Source organism: Shimia sp. R9_1, from assembly GCF_017743775.1.
In the GTDB taxonomy this organism is placed as follows: domain Bacteria; phylum Pseudomonadota; class Alphaproteobacteria; order Rhodobacterales; family Rhodobacteraceae; genus Shimia.
Map to the genome: position 1 here is coordinate 578,037 of NZ_JAGHRN010000001.1, position 15,681 is coordinate 593,717.

Annotated in this window: 14 protein-coding genes; 10 read left to right on the top strand and 4 right to left on the bottom strand. The window is 58.4% G+C overall.

The genetic code is table 11. The annotated features are described in order from the left end of the window. The first annotated feature begins 111 nt into the window (after positions 1-111). A complete protein-coding gene (locus J7399_RS02740; protein ID WP_209084012.1) occupies positions 112-2,262 on the top strand; it encodes an ATP-binding protein in 2,151 nt (716 codons plus the stop codon). A 177-nt stretch (positions 2,263-2,439) separates the two neighbouring features. On the opposite strand, the gene J7399_RS02745 is transcribed toward J7399_RS02740, so the two are convergent. The 4 genes from J7399_RS02745 to J7399_RS02760 all read right to left on the bottom strand — a co-directional run bounded on the left by J7399_RS02745 (position 2,440) and on the right by J7399_RS02760 (position 7,598). Continuing rightward, positions 2,440-3,387, bottom strand: a complete 948-nt coding sequence (locus J7399_RS02745; RefSeq protein WP_209061382.1) for an ABC transporter substrate-binding protein — start codon at positions 3,385-3,387, stop codon at positions 2,440-2,442. Between the two features lie 83 nt (positions 3,388-3,470). Next, a complete protein-coding gene (locus tag J7399_RS02750) occupies positions 3,471-4,478 on the bottom strand; it encodes an ABC transporter permease (protein WP_209061384.1) in 1,008 nt (335 codons plus the stop codon). Continuing rightward, on the bottom strand, positions 4,475-6,001 hold the full coding sequence (locus tag J7399_RS02755; protein WP_209084013.1) for a sugar ABC transporter ATP-binding protein: 1,527 nt from the start codon (positions 5,999-6,001) through the stop codon (positions 4,475-4,477). The genes J7399_RS02750 and J7399_RS02755 overlap by 4 nt, the downstream gene beginning before the upstream one ends. Positions 6,002-6,044: 43 nt before the next feature. Further along, positions 6,045-7,598 carry an altronate dehydratase family protein gene (locus J7399_RS02760; RefSeq protein WP_209084014.1) on the bottom strand — a complete coding sequence of 518 codons (1,554 nt, stop codon included), beginning with the start codon at positions 7,596-7,598 and terminating at the stop codon, positions 6,045-6,047. Positions 7,599-7,682: 84 nt separating this feature from the next. Between J7399_RS02760 and J7399_RS02765 the strand changes: the two genes are divergently transcribed. The 9 genes from J7399_RS02765 to J7399_RS02805 all read left to right on the top strand — a co-directional run bounded on the left by J7399_RS02765 (position 7,683) and on the right by J7399_RS02805 (position 15,644). Beyond that, entirely contained in the window at positions 7,683-8,396 is a 714-nt protein-coding gene (locus J7399_RS02765; RefSeq protein ID WP_247742702.1) for a GntR family transcriptional regulator, read from the top strand. A gap of 29 nt (positions 8,397-8,425) precedes the next feature. Continuing rightward, entirely contained in the window at positions 8,426-9,478 is a 1,053-nt protein-coding gene (locus tag J7399_RS02770) for an aldo/keto reductase (RefSeq protein ID WP_209084015.1), read from the top strand. Then, complete coding sequence (locus J7399_RS02775; RefSeq protein WP_209061400.1) at positions 9,468-9,896, top strand: RbsD/FucU domain-containing protein; 429 nt, start codon at positions 9,468-9,470, stop codon at positions 9,894-9,896. The genes J7399_RS02770 and J7399_RS02775 overlap by 11 nt, the downstream gene beginning before the upstream one ends. Further along, on the top strand, positions 9,893-10,723 hold the full coding sequence (locus J7399_RS02780; protein ID WP_209084016.1) for an amidohydrolase family protein: 831 nt from the start codon (positions 9,893-9,895) through the stop codon (positions 10,721-10,723). Before J7399_RS02775 ends, J7399_RS02780 begins: the two co-directional genes overlap by 4 nt. 1 nt (position 10,724) lies before the next feature. Beyond that, positions 10,725-11,837: a fumarylacetoacetate hydrolase family protein gene (locus tag J7399_RS02785; RefSeq protein WP_209084017.1), complete on the top strand. Its 1,113-nt coding sequence runs from the start codon at positions 10,725-10,727 to the stop codon at positions 11,835-11,837. A gap of 13 nt (positions 11,838-11,850) precedes the next feature. Then, positions 11,851-13,353: an aldehyde dehydrogenase (NADP(+)) gene (locus tag J7399_RS02790; protein WP_209084018.1), complete on the top strand. Its 1,503-nt coding sequence runs from the start codon at positions 11,851-11,853 to the stop codon at positions 13,351-13,353. An 11-nt stretch (positions 13,354-13,364) separates the two neighbouring features. Next, on the top strand, positions 13,365-14,114 hold the full coding sequence (locus tag J7399_RS02795) for an SDR family oxidoreductase (RefSeq protein ID WP_209084019.1): 750 nt from the start codon (positions 13,365-13,367) through the stop codon (positions 14,112-14,114). Between the two features lie 18 nt (positions 14,115-14,132). After that, entirely contained in the window at positions 14,133-14,975 is an 843-nt protein-coding gene (locus J7399_RS02800; protein ID WP_209084020.1) for a fumarylacetoacetate hydrolase family protein, read from the top strand. 174 nt (positions 14,976-15,149) lie between these two features. Continuing rightward, complete coding sequence (locus tag J7399_RS02805) at positions 15,150-15,644, top strand: VOC family protein (protein WP_209084021.1); 495 nt, start codon at positions 15,150-15,152, stop codon at positions 15,642-15,644. Positions 15,645-15,681 lie beyond the last annotated feature (37 nt).

Below are 15,681 nucleotides of genomic sequence, written 5' to 3' on the forward strand. Positions count from 1 at the left end.
TATGCTGCGCTGCCTATGACTTTTGGCGGAGCTTTGAGTGCCAAGTCCCCGCTGCGCAGAACCCACGGGCAAGTCTTTGCGAAACAACACAGATTGATTGGGCACCCCAAGATGACACTGAAGACTCTTCAACCGCATCACAGCTACAGCGCTGGCCTGCGCGGTGCCATGCACATGATCATGGATGTGCTTGCTTCTGCGACAACGGTCTCCGTTCTGATCGCCATGGTGCGGGTCGAACAATTCGGGCCGAGTTTTCTGACGCTCGTTGTGTTATTGGTTGGCACCTGCATTATCCCGTTCTTCGTGCTGCGTAAGGACGAACACATCAAACTGCGCGCAGCCATTATGATCGCAGGCAATCTGCTGGGCATAGGCTTTGCCGTCATGACCCTCGGCGTTGTTGCCACCTCTATGATCGCCACCCCGTTCTTCTTTGCTCTGGGCGCCGCCGTATTCAACCCAAAGGCGATTCAGTCAATCCTGGCCGCCACAGCACTCACCTTGCTGATCATTGCCGGTCTTTTCCTCACGGGCCAATTGCAAGCCCCCGAAATCACCATGCTTGAGTGGAATACCGCCTTTGGCAATTGGGTGGTAACACTTTTTATCACACTCGTATTCAGCCAACTGATGATTTTGCTGATTCACAGCCTAAAACGGTCCTGGCAGGACACCGACAGCGAATCATCTGAAAAGTTCTCACAGTTTGAGGCGCTGTTTGAATATGCCCATGAGGCAATTGTCATAATGGATGTCGAACTTGGACATTTCATCGCGGCCAATTCCAAGGCAGAAGCCCTCTTTGGCATACCTCGCGAAAAACTGGTCGGCAGCCCGGTCTTCGCTGAGATAAGTCCGGAATATCAGCCTTCTGGCCAGCTCTCCGAAAAGCGGGCGCAGTTACTTTTGAAACAGGCCCTGACCGGAGAACATCCTACGTTTCAATGGACCCATCTCAATGCAGAGGGCAAAGAGATCCCCTGTGAGATTTCACTGTCGCGCATCCCGCCATTTGAAGAGCAACTGGTGCGTGCCTCCATCGTGGATATTTCTGGCCGTCTGGCGGAACAGGCGCAACGCGAGGAATTGCAAAACCGCCTTGCAGCCTCTCAGAGACTTGAGGCCATCGGCCAACTGACAGGCGGAGTTGCCCACGACTTCAACAACCTGCTCGCCATTGTGCTTGGCAATCTGGAGCTTCTGCGCGAGCGCACCGACGACCCCAGCCATTTGCGTTTGTTGAAGCCAAGCATCGATGCCACCCTGCGTGGCGCAGACCTGACCCGCAATATGCTCAGCTTTGCGCGCCGCGCACCTTTGTCGCCAAGCCGCCTCGATCTCAACGAACTCGTAAAGGAAACCCATTCCTGGACCGGACGCACCCTGCCCTCAAACATCGCAATCCACACCATCTTTGAGGATGCGCTCTGGCCGGTCAACGCCGACCAAAGCGCCGCGGAAAGCGCTTTGATCAACCTCATCTTGAATGCCCGGGACGCGATGGCAGATGGCGGCGCATTGACGCTGAAGACACAGAACATCACCGCGAACCGCCAAATCTCGGATGCGCAAGGTAATGTTCTGAAGCCCGGGCGCTACGTCATGGTCTCCGTGCGTGATACCGGCACAGGCATGCCTGCCGAAACGCTGAAAAAAGTGTTTGAACCATTCTTCACAACCAAATCCATTGGCAAGGGCTCCGGGCTTGGGCTCTCTATGGTCCTTGGTTTTATGCAACAATCCGGTGGCGTGGTACTCGTTCATTCCACGCCTGAGGAAGGCACAGTCTTCGAGCTCTATTTCCCGGCAACCGATAGCACTCAGGAGCTAATGCAGTCAGACCTAACCCAACCAGATGCACCTATCATCACCAGAGATTGCCGCATCTTGCTGGTCGAGGACCAAGCCGAAGTCCGCGAGGTGCTTCAGGAAATGCTTCAAGCGGATGGCCATAAGGTCGTCACCACAAAAACCGCTGATGAGGCCAAAACTCTGTTTGATAGCGATCCTGCATTTGACCTGCTGCTGACAGATGTCGTTATGCCCGGCACACTTCAGGGCACCACGCTTGTCAAATCGCTGCGAGAAAAGGTCCCAGATCTACCAGCGATATTCATGTCGGGCTATGCCTCAGAAGCCTTGCAAGCGGAGAACATAAATCCTGAAGACCTGCGCCTGACCAAACCCGTGCAGCGCTCAGAACTGCAAGCCGCCATCGCCCAATCCATTTCCGGAGCCAAAGCCTCGTGGAAATCCTAGAGGCCGATGCCACAGGGCGGCTAAACAATTGATACCCAAAGGGGCGGTCTGATTTTCACAGGAAGCCCATATTAAGATCCTAGGGCGAGGATTTCACCGGACCTTGGGACACATCACATATACGACTGGCCCGGTGAAAGAAGACCCGCCCAAGAGGGGCGGGTCAAAGTGATGTTTTTAATCGTACAGAACCGCTTGGATCTTCGGCTCGTCGATGTTGGAAGCATCGTAGTAGTAGAAGCCTGTGTCGATCAGCGCAGGCACTTCTTCGCCTTTGGTCGCCATCACAGCCGCTTTCACGGTTTCATAACCGATGCCAACAGGATTCTGCGTGATCGCACCTGCCATCAGACCGCTACGGATCGCATCTTTCTGCGCTTTACCGCTGTCGTAACCAATGATCACCAGACCTTCAGTGCCCAGTTCCTGCACACCATTCACAACACCGATTGCGGAGCCTTCGTTGGTGCCAAAGATACCGTTCAGATCAGGGTTGGCTGTCAGGATCGCCTTGGTCACCTCTGTGGATTTCAGGTGGTCGCCCTGACCGTACTGAACAGTCACAACTTCGATGTCTGGGTATTTCGCTTCGATACGGTTCACAAAGCCATCGCGACGGTCAATGCCGGTGCGGCTGGTTTGGTCGTGTGCAACAACGGCCACTTTGCCTTTGCCGCCAATCAGCTCCGCCATTTTGTCTGCGGCCATGCCGGCTGCCAGTGCGTTGTCGGTGGTCGCTGTGGAAAGCGGGATGTCGCTGTCTACACCGCTGTCAAAGGCCACAACCGGAATGCCCGCATCATTGGCCTGACGCAGCAGAGGGATCGCCGCCTGGCTGTCCAGAGCCGCAAAGCCGATGGCCGCAGGCTTGTTGGCCAGCGCCGCTGCCAGCATGTCGATCTGACGGTCGACCATGGTCTCATTGTCTGGACCTTCAAAGGTGATGCGCACCCCGAACTCATCCGCTGCCTGTTCTGCACCCAGCTTCACCGCCTGCCAGAACTGGTGCTGGAAGCCTTTGGAAACCAGCGGGATATACATTTCATCTTCGGCCACTGCCATAGACGCTGGCGCACTCATCACGGCGGCACTCAAGGCCCCCAAAATAAAACGACGTGTTAGCATGATATTCTCCTCCATATTGGTCACGCTTTTTTCTTAGTTCGAGGTGCAAGAGGCGCCCCCATGTGCGCCCCTCGCGTCAGGCCTCAGCCCGATTTCTTGCGGCGCACCATGTCGGCATAAACCGCCAGAATGATGATCGCGCCGGTCACAACGGTCTGCCATTCCTGAGCAACCGACAGCACGCGCAGGCCATTGGTCAGCACCGCCATAATCAATGCGCCGATCAGAGTGCCCAGAATGGTGCCGCGTCCGCCGGACAATGAGGTGCCGCCGATCACCACAGCCGCAATCGCTTCCAGCTCATAGCCAAGGCCCAGTGCCGGCTGCGCAGAGTTCAGGCGCGATGCGATCAGGATGCCGCCAATGCCGCAGATGCCGCCGGCCAGAGCGTAGATGCGCATCTTCCAGCGATCGGTGTTCACGCCAGACAAGCGCACCGCTTCTTCGTTGGAGCCCAGCGCAAAGGTGTAGCGCCCCAGCACCGTCTTGCTCAGAATGTAGGAGGCCGCCGCAGCCACAAGGAACAGGATTAGCACGCCATTGGGGATCGGCAGGGCCGGAAAGATCTCTCCAATCAGCGAACCACGGGAAATCTGATCAAAGCCCGGTGTGTCGTTGAAGTAGATCGGTCGTGTGCCCGAAATCACCAGCGACAGGCCCTTCAGGATCAGCATCATGCCAAGTGTCGCAATAAACGGCGGGATCTTCATCTTGGCCACGAAGGTGCCCGAGCACAGACCACAGAGCGCCCCGGCCCCAATCGCCGCTGCAACGCCCAGCAGAAGCGGCATTCCCAGATAGGTCAGCACAACCCCGGCAATCACCGCACAGAAGGTCATCAATGTGCCCACCGACAGGTCAATGCCCCCGGTGATGATCACCAGCGTGGCCGCAACCGCAAGCACACCGTTCACCGAAGTCGCCTGCAAAATGGCGATCATATTGGATGTCTGCATAAAGTTCGGCGAGGCAATCGAAAAGCCGATCAACAGCACAATCAAACTCGCAAACGCCAGAAGCTTTTGGTACGCCCCGGAATCTCCAAGCCCGGACAGGGGCGATTTTTCGTTTACGTCGGTTGCGGTGCTCATTGTATTGTCTCCGTTACATGCATGACCGCCTCACGCTGGGTCGCCAATTGCATGATGTCTTCTTGAGTGGTGTCTTTGCCGCCGGGCAAAATCCCGGTCAGCCGGCCTTCGCACATCACCGCAATCCGGTGGCTGAGGCGCATAATTTCTGGCAGTTCAGAGGAGATCACGATGATCGTCTTTCCATCCTCGGCGAGCTCTTCCAGCAGTTTGTAGATTTCCGACTTCGCCCCCACGTCGATGCCACGGGTCGGCTCGTCAAAAATCAGAATATCGCAATCGCGCAGCAACCATTTGGCGATCACCACTTTCTGCTGATTGCCGCCAGACAGCAGGCGCACTTCCTGCGTATCAGACGGTGTGCGAATGCCCAGCTGGCTGATGTATTTCTGCGCCGTCTCCGCCATGCCCGCATCATTGAGCACCCCCACAGAACTCGAGAACAGATCCATCGATGCCAGCGCAATGTTGTCCCGTACATTCATTCCGGTCGCCAGACCAAAGTGTTTGCGATCTTCGGACAGATAGCCAATGCCCGCTTCTACAGCGTCGCTTGGGGTTTTGATGCTGACCTTTTGGCCATGCACTCTGATCTCCCCGGCCTCTTTGACATCAGCCCCAAAAATCGCGCGCGCAACTTCGGTGCGCCCAGCCCCCATCAACCCGGCAAAACCAAGGATTTCACCGCGTTGCACGGAGAAGCTCACATCCTGAATTTCGCGCCCCCGGCTCAACCCGGACACTTCAAGCGACACCTCAGCACCAGTCAAATCCGGCACTTCAAGCGGCTCTTCGGTCACTTCACGGCCCACCATCATTGAGATGATCTGGCTGATCGGTGTCTCCGCGGCCTCAACCACGCCAACGTATTCTCCGTCGCGCATCACGGTCACACGGTCCGCGATCTGCTTCAGCTCATCCATCTTATGACTGATATAAACGATACCTACGCCTTCGGATTTCAGGCGGCGAATGATCACAAACAGCTCCGCGATCTCCGCATCATTGAGCGCCGCAGTCGGCTCGTCCATGATCAGAACCTTGGAACGGAAAGACAGCGCTTTGGCGATCTCCACCATCTGCTGTTTGGCAATGGTCAGGCTGCCCACAATGGTCTTAGGATCGAGTTCAAGGTTCATCGACGCAAAGATCTCGGCCGTCTGCGCGTTCAGCGCCACCTCATCCAAACGCCCAAAACTCTTGCGCGGCTCCCGCCCGATAAAAATGTTCTGCGCGACTGTCAGGTCATTCATCAGGCTCAGCTCTTGGTGGATGATCCCAATCCCAAGGTCCTGCGCCTCGCTTGGCGTCGTCGGGCTGACTTCTTGCCCGTCAATCTTCAGAACACCGCCATCACGCTGATAGATCCCCGAAAGGATTTTCATCAATGTGCTCTTGCCAGCCCCGTTCTCGCCCATCAGCGCGTGAACTTCGCCCGACATCAGATCGAACTGCACCCGCTTGAGCGCATGTACGCCGGGGAAAAATTTATCGATCCCCGTCATTTCGACCAGTTTATTCATAGTTCCTCCCAATTTCCTGCCCTCCCAAGCAGTCAGCGCAGCGTTACATCACCGCGCCAATTTGCCAGGGGACAAACTCGACCCCGCCAAAGCCAAGTTCCTCACTCTTCGTCCGCTCGCCCGAGGCCACACGGATCAAAATCTCAAACAGCTCCTCGCCCTTGCTCTCGATGCTGACGCCATCGGTCACGATGTCTCCGCAGTTGAGGTCCATGTCTTCTGACATGCGGGCATACATTTCCGAGTTGGTGGACAGCTTGATGCAGGGCGTCGGCTGATATCCTGACACAGAGCCGCGACCGGTGGTAAACACGATCAGGTTTGCACCGGAGGCCACCTGCCCTGTCACGGAGCATGGGTCAAAGCCGGGGCTGTCCATAAAGACAAAGCCATGCTTGTCGATGATTTCTCCAAACTGGTAGACATCGCGCATTGGTGCTGTCCCACCCTTGGCGACGGCTCCCAGCGATTTTTCCAAGATGGTGGTCAACCCGCCGCGCTTGTTGCCAGGGCTAGGGTTGTTGTCCATCTCGCCGCCATTGCGCTCGGTGTAGTCTTCCCACCAACGCACGCGCTCGATCAGCTTTTCGCCAACTTCAATGCTTTCCGCACGCCGGGTCAAAAGATGCTCAGCGCCGTAAATCTCAGACGTTTCAGACAAAATGGTCGTGCCACCGTGGCGAACCAGCAGGTCAGAGGCATAGCCCAGCGCCGGATTGGCGGTGATACCGGAATAACCATCTGAGCCACCACATTGCATACCCACAGTGATCTCACTGATCGGCGCCGGTGCGCGTTCGGCTTTGTTGGCCATCTCGGCTATCCCGCGCAGCTGCTCAAGCCCGTGTTCAATCGTCTTACGGGTGCCGCCTTCGTTCTGAATGGTCATATAGCGCAGCGCGCCATCTGCGCGGATCGGCTGACCGCCCACCAGATCGGCGACCTGCATCACCTCGCAGCCAAGCCCAATCAACAGAATGCCGCCAAAGTTCGGATGTTGCGCATAGCCCGCCAGGGTGCGGAACAAAGTGGCATATCCTTCATTGTCGCTCGACATGCCACAGCCTGTGCCATGCACAATCGGCACGACCCCGTCCACATTCGGAAACTCTTCGAGCAACCCCGATTTCTCAGCCGCTTCGGCGATAAATCTCGCCACAGAACCGGAGCAATTCACCGTCGTCAGAATGCCGATGTAGTTGCGTGTACCCACTTTACCGTTGCTGCGGTGATACCCTTGAAACGTCCGGGCGTCGGTAATGCTCTGCAAAGGGTAAGACGCGCTGGCATGGGCATAGTCTTGCTGGTGCGCACCCATCCCAAGGTTGTGCACATGCACATGCTCACCCGGTGCGATATCTGCCTTGGCTTGCCCAATAATCTGGCCGTAACGGATCACATTTTCACCCTTGGCGATCGGCGCGACGGCAATTTTATGCCCCCGTGTGACAGAGCCTACCAAAGGTACAGGAACCAAATCCAATTGCTCCGCAGCCGCGATCTCGCGCAGCGCAATCACGACGTTGTCAGACGGGCTGAGTCGCAGCACGTCGCCGCTAGAGCTTTGTAAATTATGATTTTTATGCGGTGCTTGCATCGTCTTCTCGCTTGCTTTCCCTATTTTGCTAAGCGGCAATTCACCACTTGTCAACTAACATGTTAGCATGGTAGAAATTTTAGCATGAACCAAATCATTGATATCGACGCCAGTCTTTTGCGCGAAACAGCCCCTTCAGAAGGGTCGCTCGCTCAGCGCGTTTATCTCTCCGTAAAAGAAGCCATTTTGGCGCTGGACTTCCCGCCCGGCGCGAATTTGAGAAAGGCGCCAATTTGCGAGCGCCTCGGCGTGTCCCGTGCGCCAGTAACCGAAGCCATCGCCCGCTTGGCAGCAGAAGGCTTGGTCGACGTTGTGCCCCAGTCCGGCACCCACGTGTCCTATTTTTCCATGTCAGAGATTCGCGAAGGCGTGTTTTTGCGCGAAGCGCTGGAGCTTGCCACAGTTGCCAAAGTCACGCGCGACCTCACGCCTGAGCAGCGCAAGCTTCTGAGCCGCAACATGCGCCTGCAAGAACTCATGATCGAGGATGAGGACATCACAGGTTTTTATCAGGCCGATGAGGATTTCCACAATTTGCTGATGGAATTCACGGGCTTCCACCGCCTCCCAGCGGTGGCACAGACGGTCTCCTTGCAGGTCCGGCGCGCGCGCCTTCTGCTCTTGCCAACACCCGGCCGAATTTCGGAAACTCTGGTAGAGCATCGCGCGATTTTTGACGCGATTTGCGCCGGAGACGAAGCCGCAGCGCAGAGCCAGATGCGCCACCACCTTGGCCAGCTCATGCCCCGCATTGAAACCCTGCACGACACAAAACCCGAATTGTTCAACACCCCCTAAACCGCCCAGCGCGAGACCAGAGAGTTGCTATGTCCGTTTCGAAAACACGTCCTCTAAACAACCGAACGTCCCGTCCGGTGCCCCTCACCCAAATGGGCTTTGGCGGTGCGCCACTCGGCAATCTGTACCGAAAGGTTTCTGAGCAAGACGCACAAGATGCGTTGCAATCCGCATATGACGTCGGCGTGCGCTTCTTTGACACTGCGCCGCAATACGGGCTTGGCCGTTCAGAAATGCGTTTTGGCGAAGGCATGAAGCGTTTCGGGCGCGACAACATTCAACTGTCCACCAAAATCGGTCGGCTTCTTCTGGACTGTGAGCCTCACGAAGTCACTCCTGAGGCTTTTGTCGACGTGCCGCAAAAGCGCATTGTTTTTGACTACACTTATGACGGGGTGATGCGCTCCTATGAGGCCAGCAAAGAGCGCCTCGGCATTCAGAACGCGGACATCTTGCTGGTACATGACGTCTGCGTTTTCAGCCAAGGCAGCCAGGAAGCATCGGATGCCAAGGTGCGCGAACTGTTTGACGGAGGCGGCTATCGCGCCCTCACAGAGCTTCGCGACTCAGGCGAAATCGCGGCCATCGGCGCAGGTGTGAACGAATGGCAAGTCTGCGAAAAGCTGCTGGGGCTTGGTGACTTTGACGGCTTCCTGCTCGCGGGCCGGTACACCCTCTTAGAGCAAGAGGCCCTCGACAGCTTCCTGCCCCTTTGTGAAAAGCGCGACGTCGGCATCATCCTCGGCGGCCCTTATAACTCCGGCATTCTGGCCACCGGTGCCGTGGAAGGCGCGAAATACAACTACGATGACGCCCCCGAAGAGATCATGGCGCGCGTGCGCAAAATCGAAGCGGTTTGCGCCGCCCATGACACGCCCCTGATTGCCGCCGCTCTGCAATTTGTGCTCGGCCACCCCTGTGTAAAAACCGTGGTTCCGGGTGCGGTTTCGCGTGCAGAAGTGGAGGCCAATGCCCGCCTGATGGAACGCGCCATCCCGGATGCGCTCTGGTCTGACCTGCGCGGTGAAGGGCTGATCCGCCCCAATGCCCCTCTGCCTTCGGAGCGTTCTGATGCTGCGTAATATCAACCCGCTGCTGTCGCCCGACCTGCTGCACACGCTGCGCGCCATGGGGCACGGCGATGAAATCGTCATCGCAGATGCCAATTTCCCCGGCACCAGCACCGGCCCCGCCTGCATCCGTGCCGACGGCTCCACAGCGAGCGAAATACTGGAAGCCGTGCTCTCGATCATGCCTCTGGACAATTTTGTGCCTGACCCCGCCCTGACGATGCAAGTGGTAGGCGATCCAGATGCAATCCCCGAAGCCGTCGCCGATTTTCAAAGCATCATCGAGGCCACAGCCGACAATCCGGTGCAAATCCAAACGCTTGAACGTTTCGCCTTCTACGACCGCGCGGCCACTGCCTTTGCCATCGTACAAACCGGCGAACGTCGGCTCTATGGAAACATCATCCTCAAGAAGGGTGTGATTTCATGAGAATTGACGCTCACCAGCATTGTTGGTCGATCGCGCGCGGAGACTACGGCTGGCTCACGCCCGAACTGGGTGTCATCTACCGCGACTTTCTGCCTGACGACCTGACTCCTCTGCTGAAGGCTGCTGATATAGGAGGCACCGTTCTGGTTCAGGCAGCCCCCACAGTGGCAGAAACCGAATTCATGCTCTCTCTGGCAGCAGAAAACAGCTTCATCAAAGGTGTTGTCGGCTGGGTTGATTTCGAGGCTAAAGATGCCGCCGATCAGATCGCGACACTCGCAAGCAATCCGGCACTGGTTGGCCTGCGTCCGATGATACAGGACATCGCCGATCCCGACTGGATGCTGCGCGATGCGCTCACCCCGGCTTTCGAGGCTCTGATCGCGCATGATCTCACCTTTGATGCGCTCACCCTGCCCCAACATCTGGGCAACTTGCACAAGCTGCTTACACGTCACCCCGACATGCGTGTGGTGATCGACCATGCATCCAAACCCCTCATCAAAGACGGTGTGATTGAAGGCTGGGCCGAGGACATGGTCGCCTTGGCAAGCGAGACCAAAGCGTTCTGCAAGCTCTCCGGCCTGGTCACCGAGGCCGCAAGCGATTGGGCCACCAACGATCTGCGCCCCTACGCGGATCATCTGCTCGGCACCTTTGGCCCTGAACGCCTGATTTGGGGAAGCGACTGGCCGGTCTGCACCCTTGCCAGCACCTATGCGCGCTGGGTCGACACCAGCAACGACCTTTTGAGCGCACTGACAGAAACCGAACTCAAGGCTGTCTGGGGCGGCAACGCCGCACGGGCCTACAACCTCAGAGATTGATATGACTGCTCTTTCCCTTGATCCTTCCGGGCTTTGGCTCGGCCGCGTAGAACGCCCCGGCATCGGCCCGGCAGTTGTAACCATCCGTGATGGGCAGCTGGTGGACATCACGTCCAAAACCGCCCCCACCGTGCGCGACATTCTGGAGCGCGAGGACGCCGCAGACTACACCCGCTCTGCCCCCGGCACCTCTTTGGGCGCGGTGACAGAAGACCACAACTGGCTCGCACCATGTGACCTTCAGGCCGTCAAAGCTTGTGGCGTGACCTTTGCAGGCTCCATGGTTGAGCGCGTGATTGAAGAGCAGGCTGCCGGCGACCCCGCCAAGGCCGAAGCCATCCGAAAACGCATTGGCGCACGTATTGGCGACAGCCTCTCCAACATCGTTCCCGGCTCTGATGCCGCGGAGGAAGTCAAGCAAGCCCTGATCGCAGAAGGCCTCTGGAGCCAATATCTTGAGGTCGGCATCGGCCCGGATGCGGAAGTGTTTTCCAAAGCTCAGGTTCTCTCATCTGTCGGCTTTGGTGCCGACATCGGCCTGCACCCGATCTCCACATGGAACAACCCCGAGCCCGAAGTGGTGCTCGCCGTGACCTCCAAAGGAGAGATCAAAGGCGCGACCCTCGGCAATGACGTCAATCTGCGCGATGTGGAAGGCCGCTCTGCCCTCCTGCTCAGCAAAGCCAAAGACAACAACGCCTCCTGTGCCATCGGCCCGATGATCCGCCTCTTTGACGAGCGCTTTACGTTGGATGATGTCCGCCAGGCAGAACTGACCCTCACCGTCTCCGGGCCGGAAGGATTTGAGCTTCAAGGCCATTCTTCGATGGCACAGATCAGCCGTGATCCGGCAGATCTGGTGCGCCAAACCATTGGCCGGCATCACCAATACCCGGACGGGCTGATGCTGTTTTTGGGCACGCTCTTTGCCCCCACCCAAGACCGCGACACCCCCGGTGGAGGCTTTACCCACAAGCTTGGCGATGTTGTGACCATCGCAAACAACCAACTCGGACAGCTCACCAACACCGTGCGCCTGTCCACCGAATGTGACGAGTGGCGCTTTGGCGCTTCTCACCTAATGCGCAACCTGGCCGACCGTGGCCTGCTCTAAGAAAGCGAAAGATATGCTGACCGGAAAACACCTAATTGCTGGCGACTGGGTCGCAGGCGACGCAACCTTTGCCTCTGAACCCGCCACCGGCGAAAGCCATGATTTTGCTGTAGGCACACCTGTACATGTGGATGCCGCCGTGGAAGCGGCTGAAGCCGCATTTGCCAGCTTCGGCTGGTCCTCCCGCAGTGAACGCGCCGCGCTATTGCGCAAAATCGCCGAAGAGATCGATGCACGTGGCGACGCTATCACCGAAATAGGCACTCAAGAAACCGGGTTGCCCGCGATGCGTCTGGAAGGCGAGCGTGGCCGTACCACTGGCCAGCTACGCCTTTTTGCCGATCACATTGAAGCGGGTGCTTACCTTGACCTGCGCCATGATGAAGCTCTGCCCGATCGCGCGCCTTTGCCGCGCCCGGAGCTGCGCATGATTCAGCGCCCCATTGGCCCGGTGGCCGTTTTTGGTGCCTCAAACTTCCCACTGGCCTTCTCGACCGCTGGGGGTGACACCGCCGCCGCACTTGCTGCTGGCTGCCCCGTTGTGGTCAAAGGCCACTCCGCCCACCCCGGCACAGGCGAAATCGTTGCGCAGGCGGTTGATGCAGCACTGAAGGCACTCGATATGCATCCGGGTATCTTCTCGCTTGTTCAGGGCGGAAAACGCGATGTGGGCACCCGTCTCGTACAACATCCCCTGATCCGCGCCGTGGGTTTCACCGGCAGCCTCGCCGGGGGCCGTGCGCTCTTTGACCTTTGCGCTCAGCGCGACGAGCCAATCCCCTTCTTTGGCGAACTCGGCTCTGTAAACCCAATGTTTGTTCTGCCCGCCGCTGCAGGCGCCCGCGCAGCCGCAATCGGCACGGGCTGGGCAGGCTCCCTGACCATGGGCGCAGGACAATTTTGCACCAACCCTGGGATCGCCGTGGTGATCGACGGTGCAGAGGCAGACGCCCTTCAAGCGGCCGCGCAGACCACACTGGAAGCCACCGACGCCCAAACCATGCTGACAGACGGTATCGCCGCTGCCTACCGCGACGGCGTGGCGCGTGTGACAGGCGGCAAAGGCGTGACCGAAGTCATGGGCTCTTCTTGTCCGGATCGCGCAGCCAAGCCCTATCTCTTTAGCGTTGCGGGCGAAGATTGGCTCGCGGATGCCCACCTCCAAGAAGAAGTCTTTGGACCGATGGGCATCATCGTGCGCGTGCGTGACACCACACAAATGCACGAGGTCGCCCGGGCGATTGAAGGCCAGCTGACCTGCACCCTGCAAATGGACGCGGGCGACACCCAAGAAGCGCAAGCATTGCTGCCGCTGCTGGAGCGCAAAGCCGGCCGCGTACTCGCCAATGGCTTCCCAACCGGCGTTGAGGTCTCCGATACGATGGTACATGGCGGCCCCTACCCGGCCTCTACCAATTTTGGGGCCACCTCTGTGGGCACGCTCTCCATTCGCCGGTTCCTGCGCCCGGTCTGCTATCAGAACATTCCGGCAGAGCTGTTGCCTGAACAGGTATAAGGACCAAACAAATGACTGAGGTAACTGGCCGACTGGCTGGCAAAACAGCGCTCATCACGGCGGCGGGCCAAGGCATTGGCCGCGCCACCACAGAGCTCTTTGTGGCAGAAGGCGCCCAGGTCATCGCCAGCGATATCAACGATGCATCGCTGGCCGAGCTGGCCCAAATCGACGGGGTGACCGCGCTCAAGCTTGATGTGACCGATGGTGCTGCAGTGGCAAAGGCCGCCGCCGACCTGCCTGCGCTGGACGTGCTCTTTAACTGCGCAGGCTATGTCGCAGGTGGCACCATTCTGGAGTGCTCGGAGAAAGACTGGGACTTCAGCTTCGATCTCAACGTCAAGGCAATGTACCGCCTGATCCAGCTGACCCTCCCGGCCATGCTGGAAAACGGCGGCGGCTCGATCATCAACATGTCCTCCGTGGCGTCCTCCATGAAAGGCGTGCCAAACCGCTTTGCCTATTGCGCATCCAAGGGCGCGGTTCTCGGCTTGACCAAAGCTGTGGCAGCCGATTACGTGGCGCAGGGCATCCGCTGCAACGCCATCTGCCCGGGCACCGTGGACAGCCCCAGCCTGCATGACCGCCTGCGCGCCACAGGGGACTATGAGCAGGCAATGAGCGACTTTATTGCCCGCCAGCCCATGGGCCGCATCGGCACCGCAGATGAAATCGCAGAGCTGGCGCTTTATCTGGCCAGCGACGCCAGCAAATACACTTCCGGCCAGCCCTTCGCCATCGATGGCGGCTGGACGATCTGAGCGAGAAAGGACACCTCAATGAAGCTTCTACGGTACGGCCCGGTCGGGGCAGAGAAACCCGGCCTGCAGGATGATGCGGGCAATATCCGCGATCTTTCCGGCCATGTGGATGACATCGCAGGCGCGGCGCTCAGCGACGAAAGCCTCGACAAACTGCGCGCGATCGACCCAGCCAGCCTTCCGGTGGTCGAAGGATCCCCGCGCATCGGAGCATGCGTCGGCCACGTTGGCAAATTCATCTGCATCGGCCTGAACTATGCCGACCACGCAGCGGAATCCGGCATGGCCCTGCCCGAGGAGCCGGTGATCTTCTTCAAGGCCACTTCGGCAATTTCTGGCCCCAACGACGATGTTGAAATCCCTCGCACCTCGGTGAAATCCGACTGGGAAGTTGAACTGGGCGTGGTGATCGGCAAACACACCAAATACGTGAGCCGCGAAGACGCACTGGACCATGTCGCAGGCTACTGCGTGGTCAACGACCTGTCTGAGCGTGACTTCCAGCTGCACCGCTCTGGCCAGTGGGTCAAAGGCAAATCCGCCGACACCTTCGGCCCCATTGGCCCATGGCTGGTGACTCGCGACGAAGTGGCAGATCCGCAGAACCTGCCGATGTATCTGGAGGTCAACGGCCACCGCTATCAAGACGGCTCCACCAAGACGATGCATTTTGACGTGGCCACCGTGATCTCACACCTCAGCCAGTTCATGTCCCTGCAGCCGGGCGACGTGATCTCCACCGGAACCCCTCCGGGTGTGGGCATGGGCCAAAACCCACAGACCTATCTCAAGCCGGGCGACAAAATGGAGCTGGGCATCGAAGGTCTGGGCGTTCAGAAACAAAACGTCATCGCAGGCTAAGTTTCCCTGACAAAACATCACCAAAAGGGCCGGACCGCGAAGCAGCTCCGGCCCTTTTTCTTCGCCTACCGATCAGCGCGCGCTCTGCGCGTTCACGCACAGGCTTCGCGCCTAAACGCGAGTTTTCGCCCCCGCTGCCTGCTCCTACACTCTCCCTAAGCAAAGGAGAGTCCCATGACACAGCCCGCAGCAGCCCTCGCCCCCTCAGCGCGCATCGGCCACGTCCATCTGAAAGTCGCCGATCTGGAACGTGCCATTGCCTTTTATGCGGATGTGTTGGGATTTGAGGTGCAGGCCCGCCTTGGCAGTGAGGCCGCGTTTCTTGGGGCGGATGGGTATCACCATCATATAGGCCTCAACACATGGCGCAGCAAAGGCGGCACGCCTGCGCCTGAGGGCCACACAGGCCTGTTTCACACCGCCCTGCTTTATGCCTCCCGCACGGATCTCGCCACCGCCGTTAAGCGCGTCATAGATGCGGGCTTTCCGGTGATGGGAGCCTCTGATCACGGCGTCTCAGAAGCCATCTACTTCAACGATCCCGACGGCAATGGTGTCGAGCTTTATTGCGACCGCGACCCCGCAGAATGGCCCCGCCATGAAGACGGCTCTTTGCAGATGTACAGCCGCCCATTGCCCTTGGAGCAACTCCTGTCAGAGGCACGATAGCCATCCACGTGCCGGCAAGAACATGCCGAAATCTCAG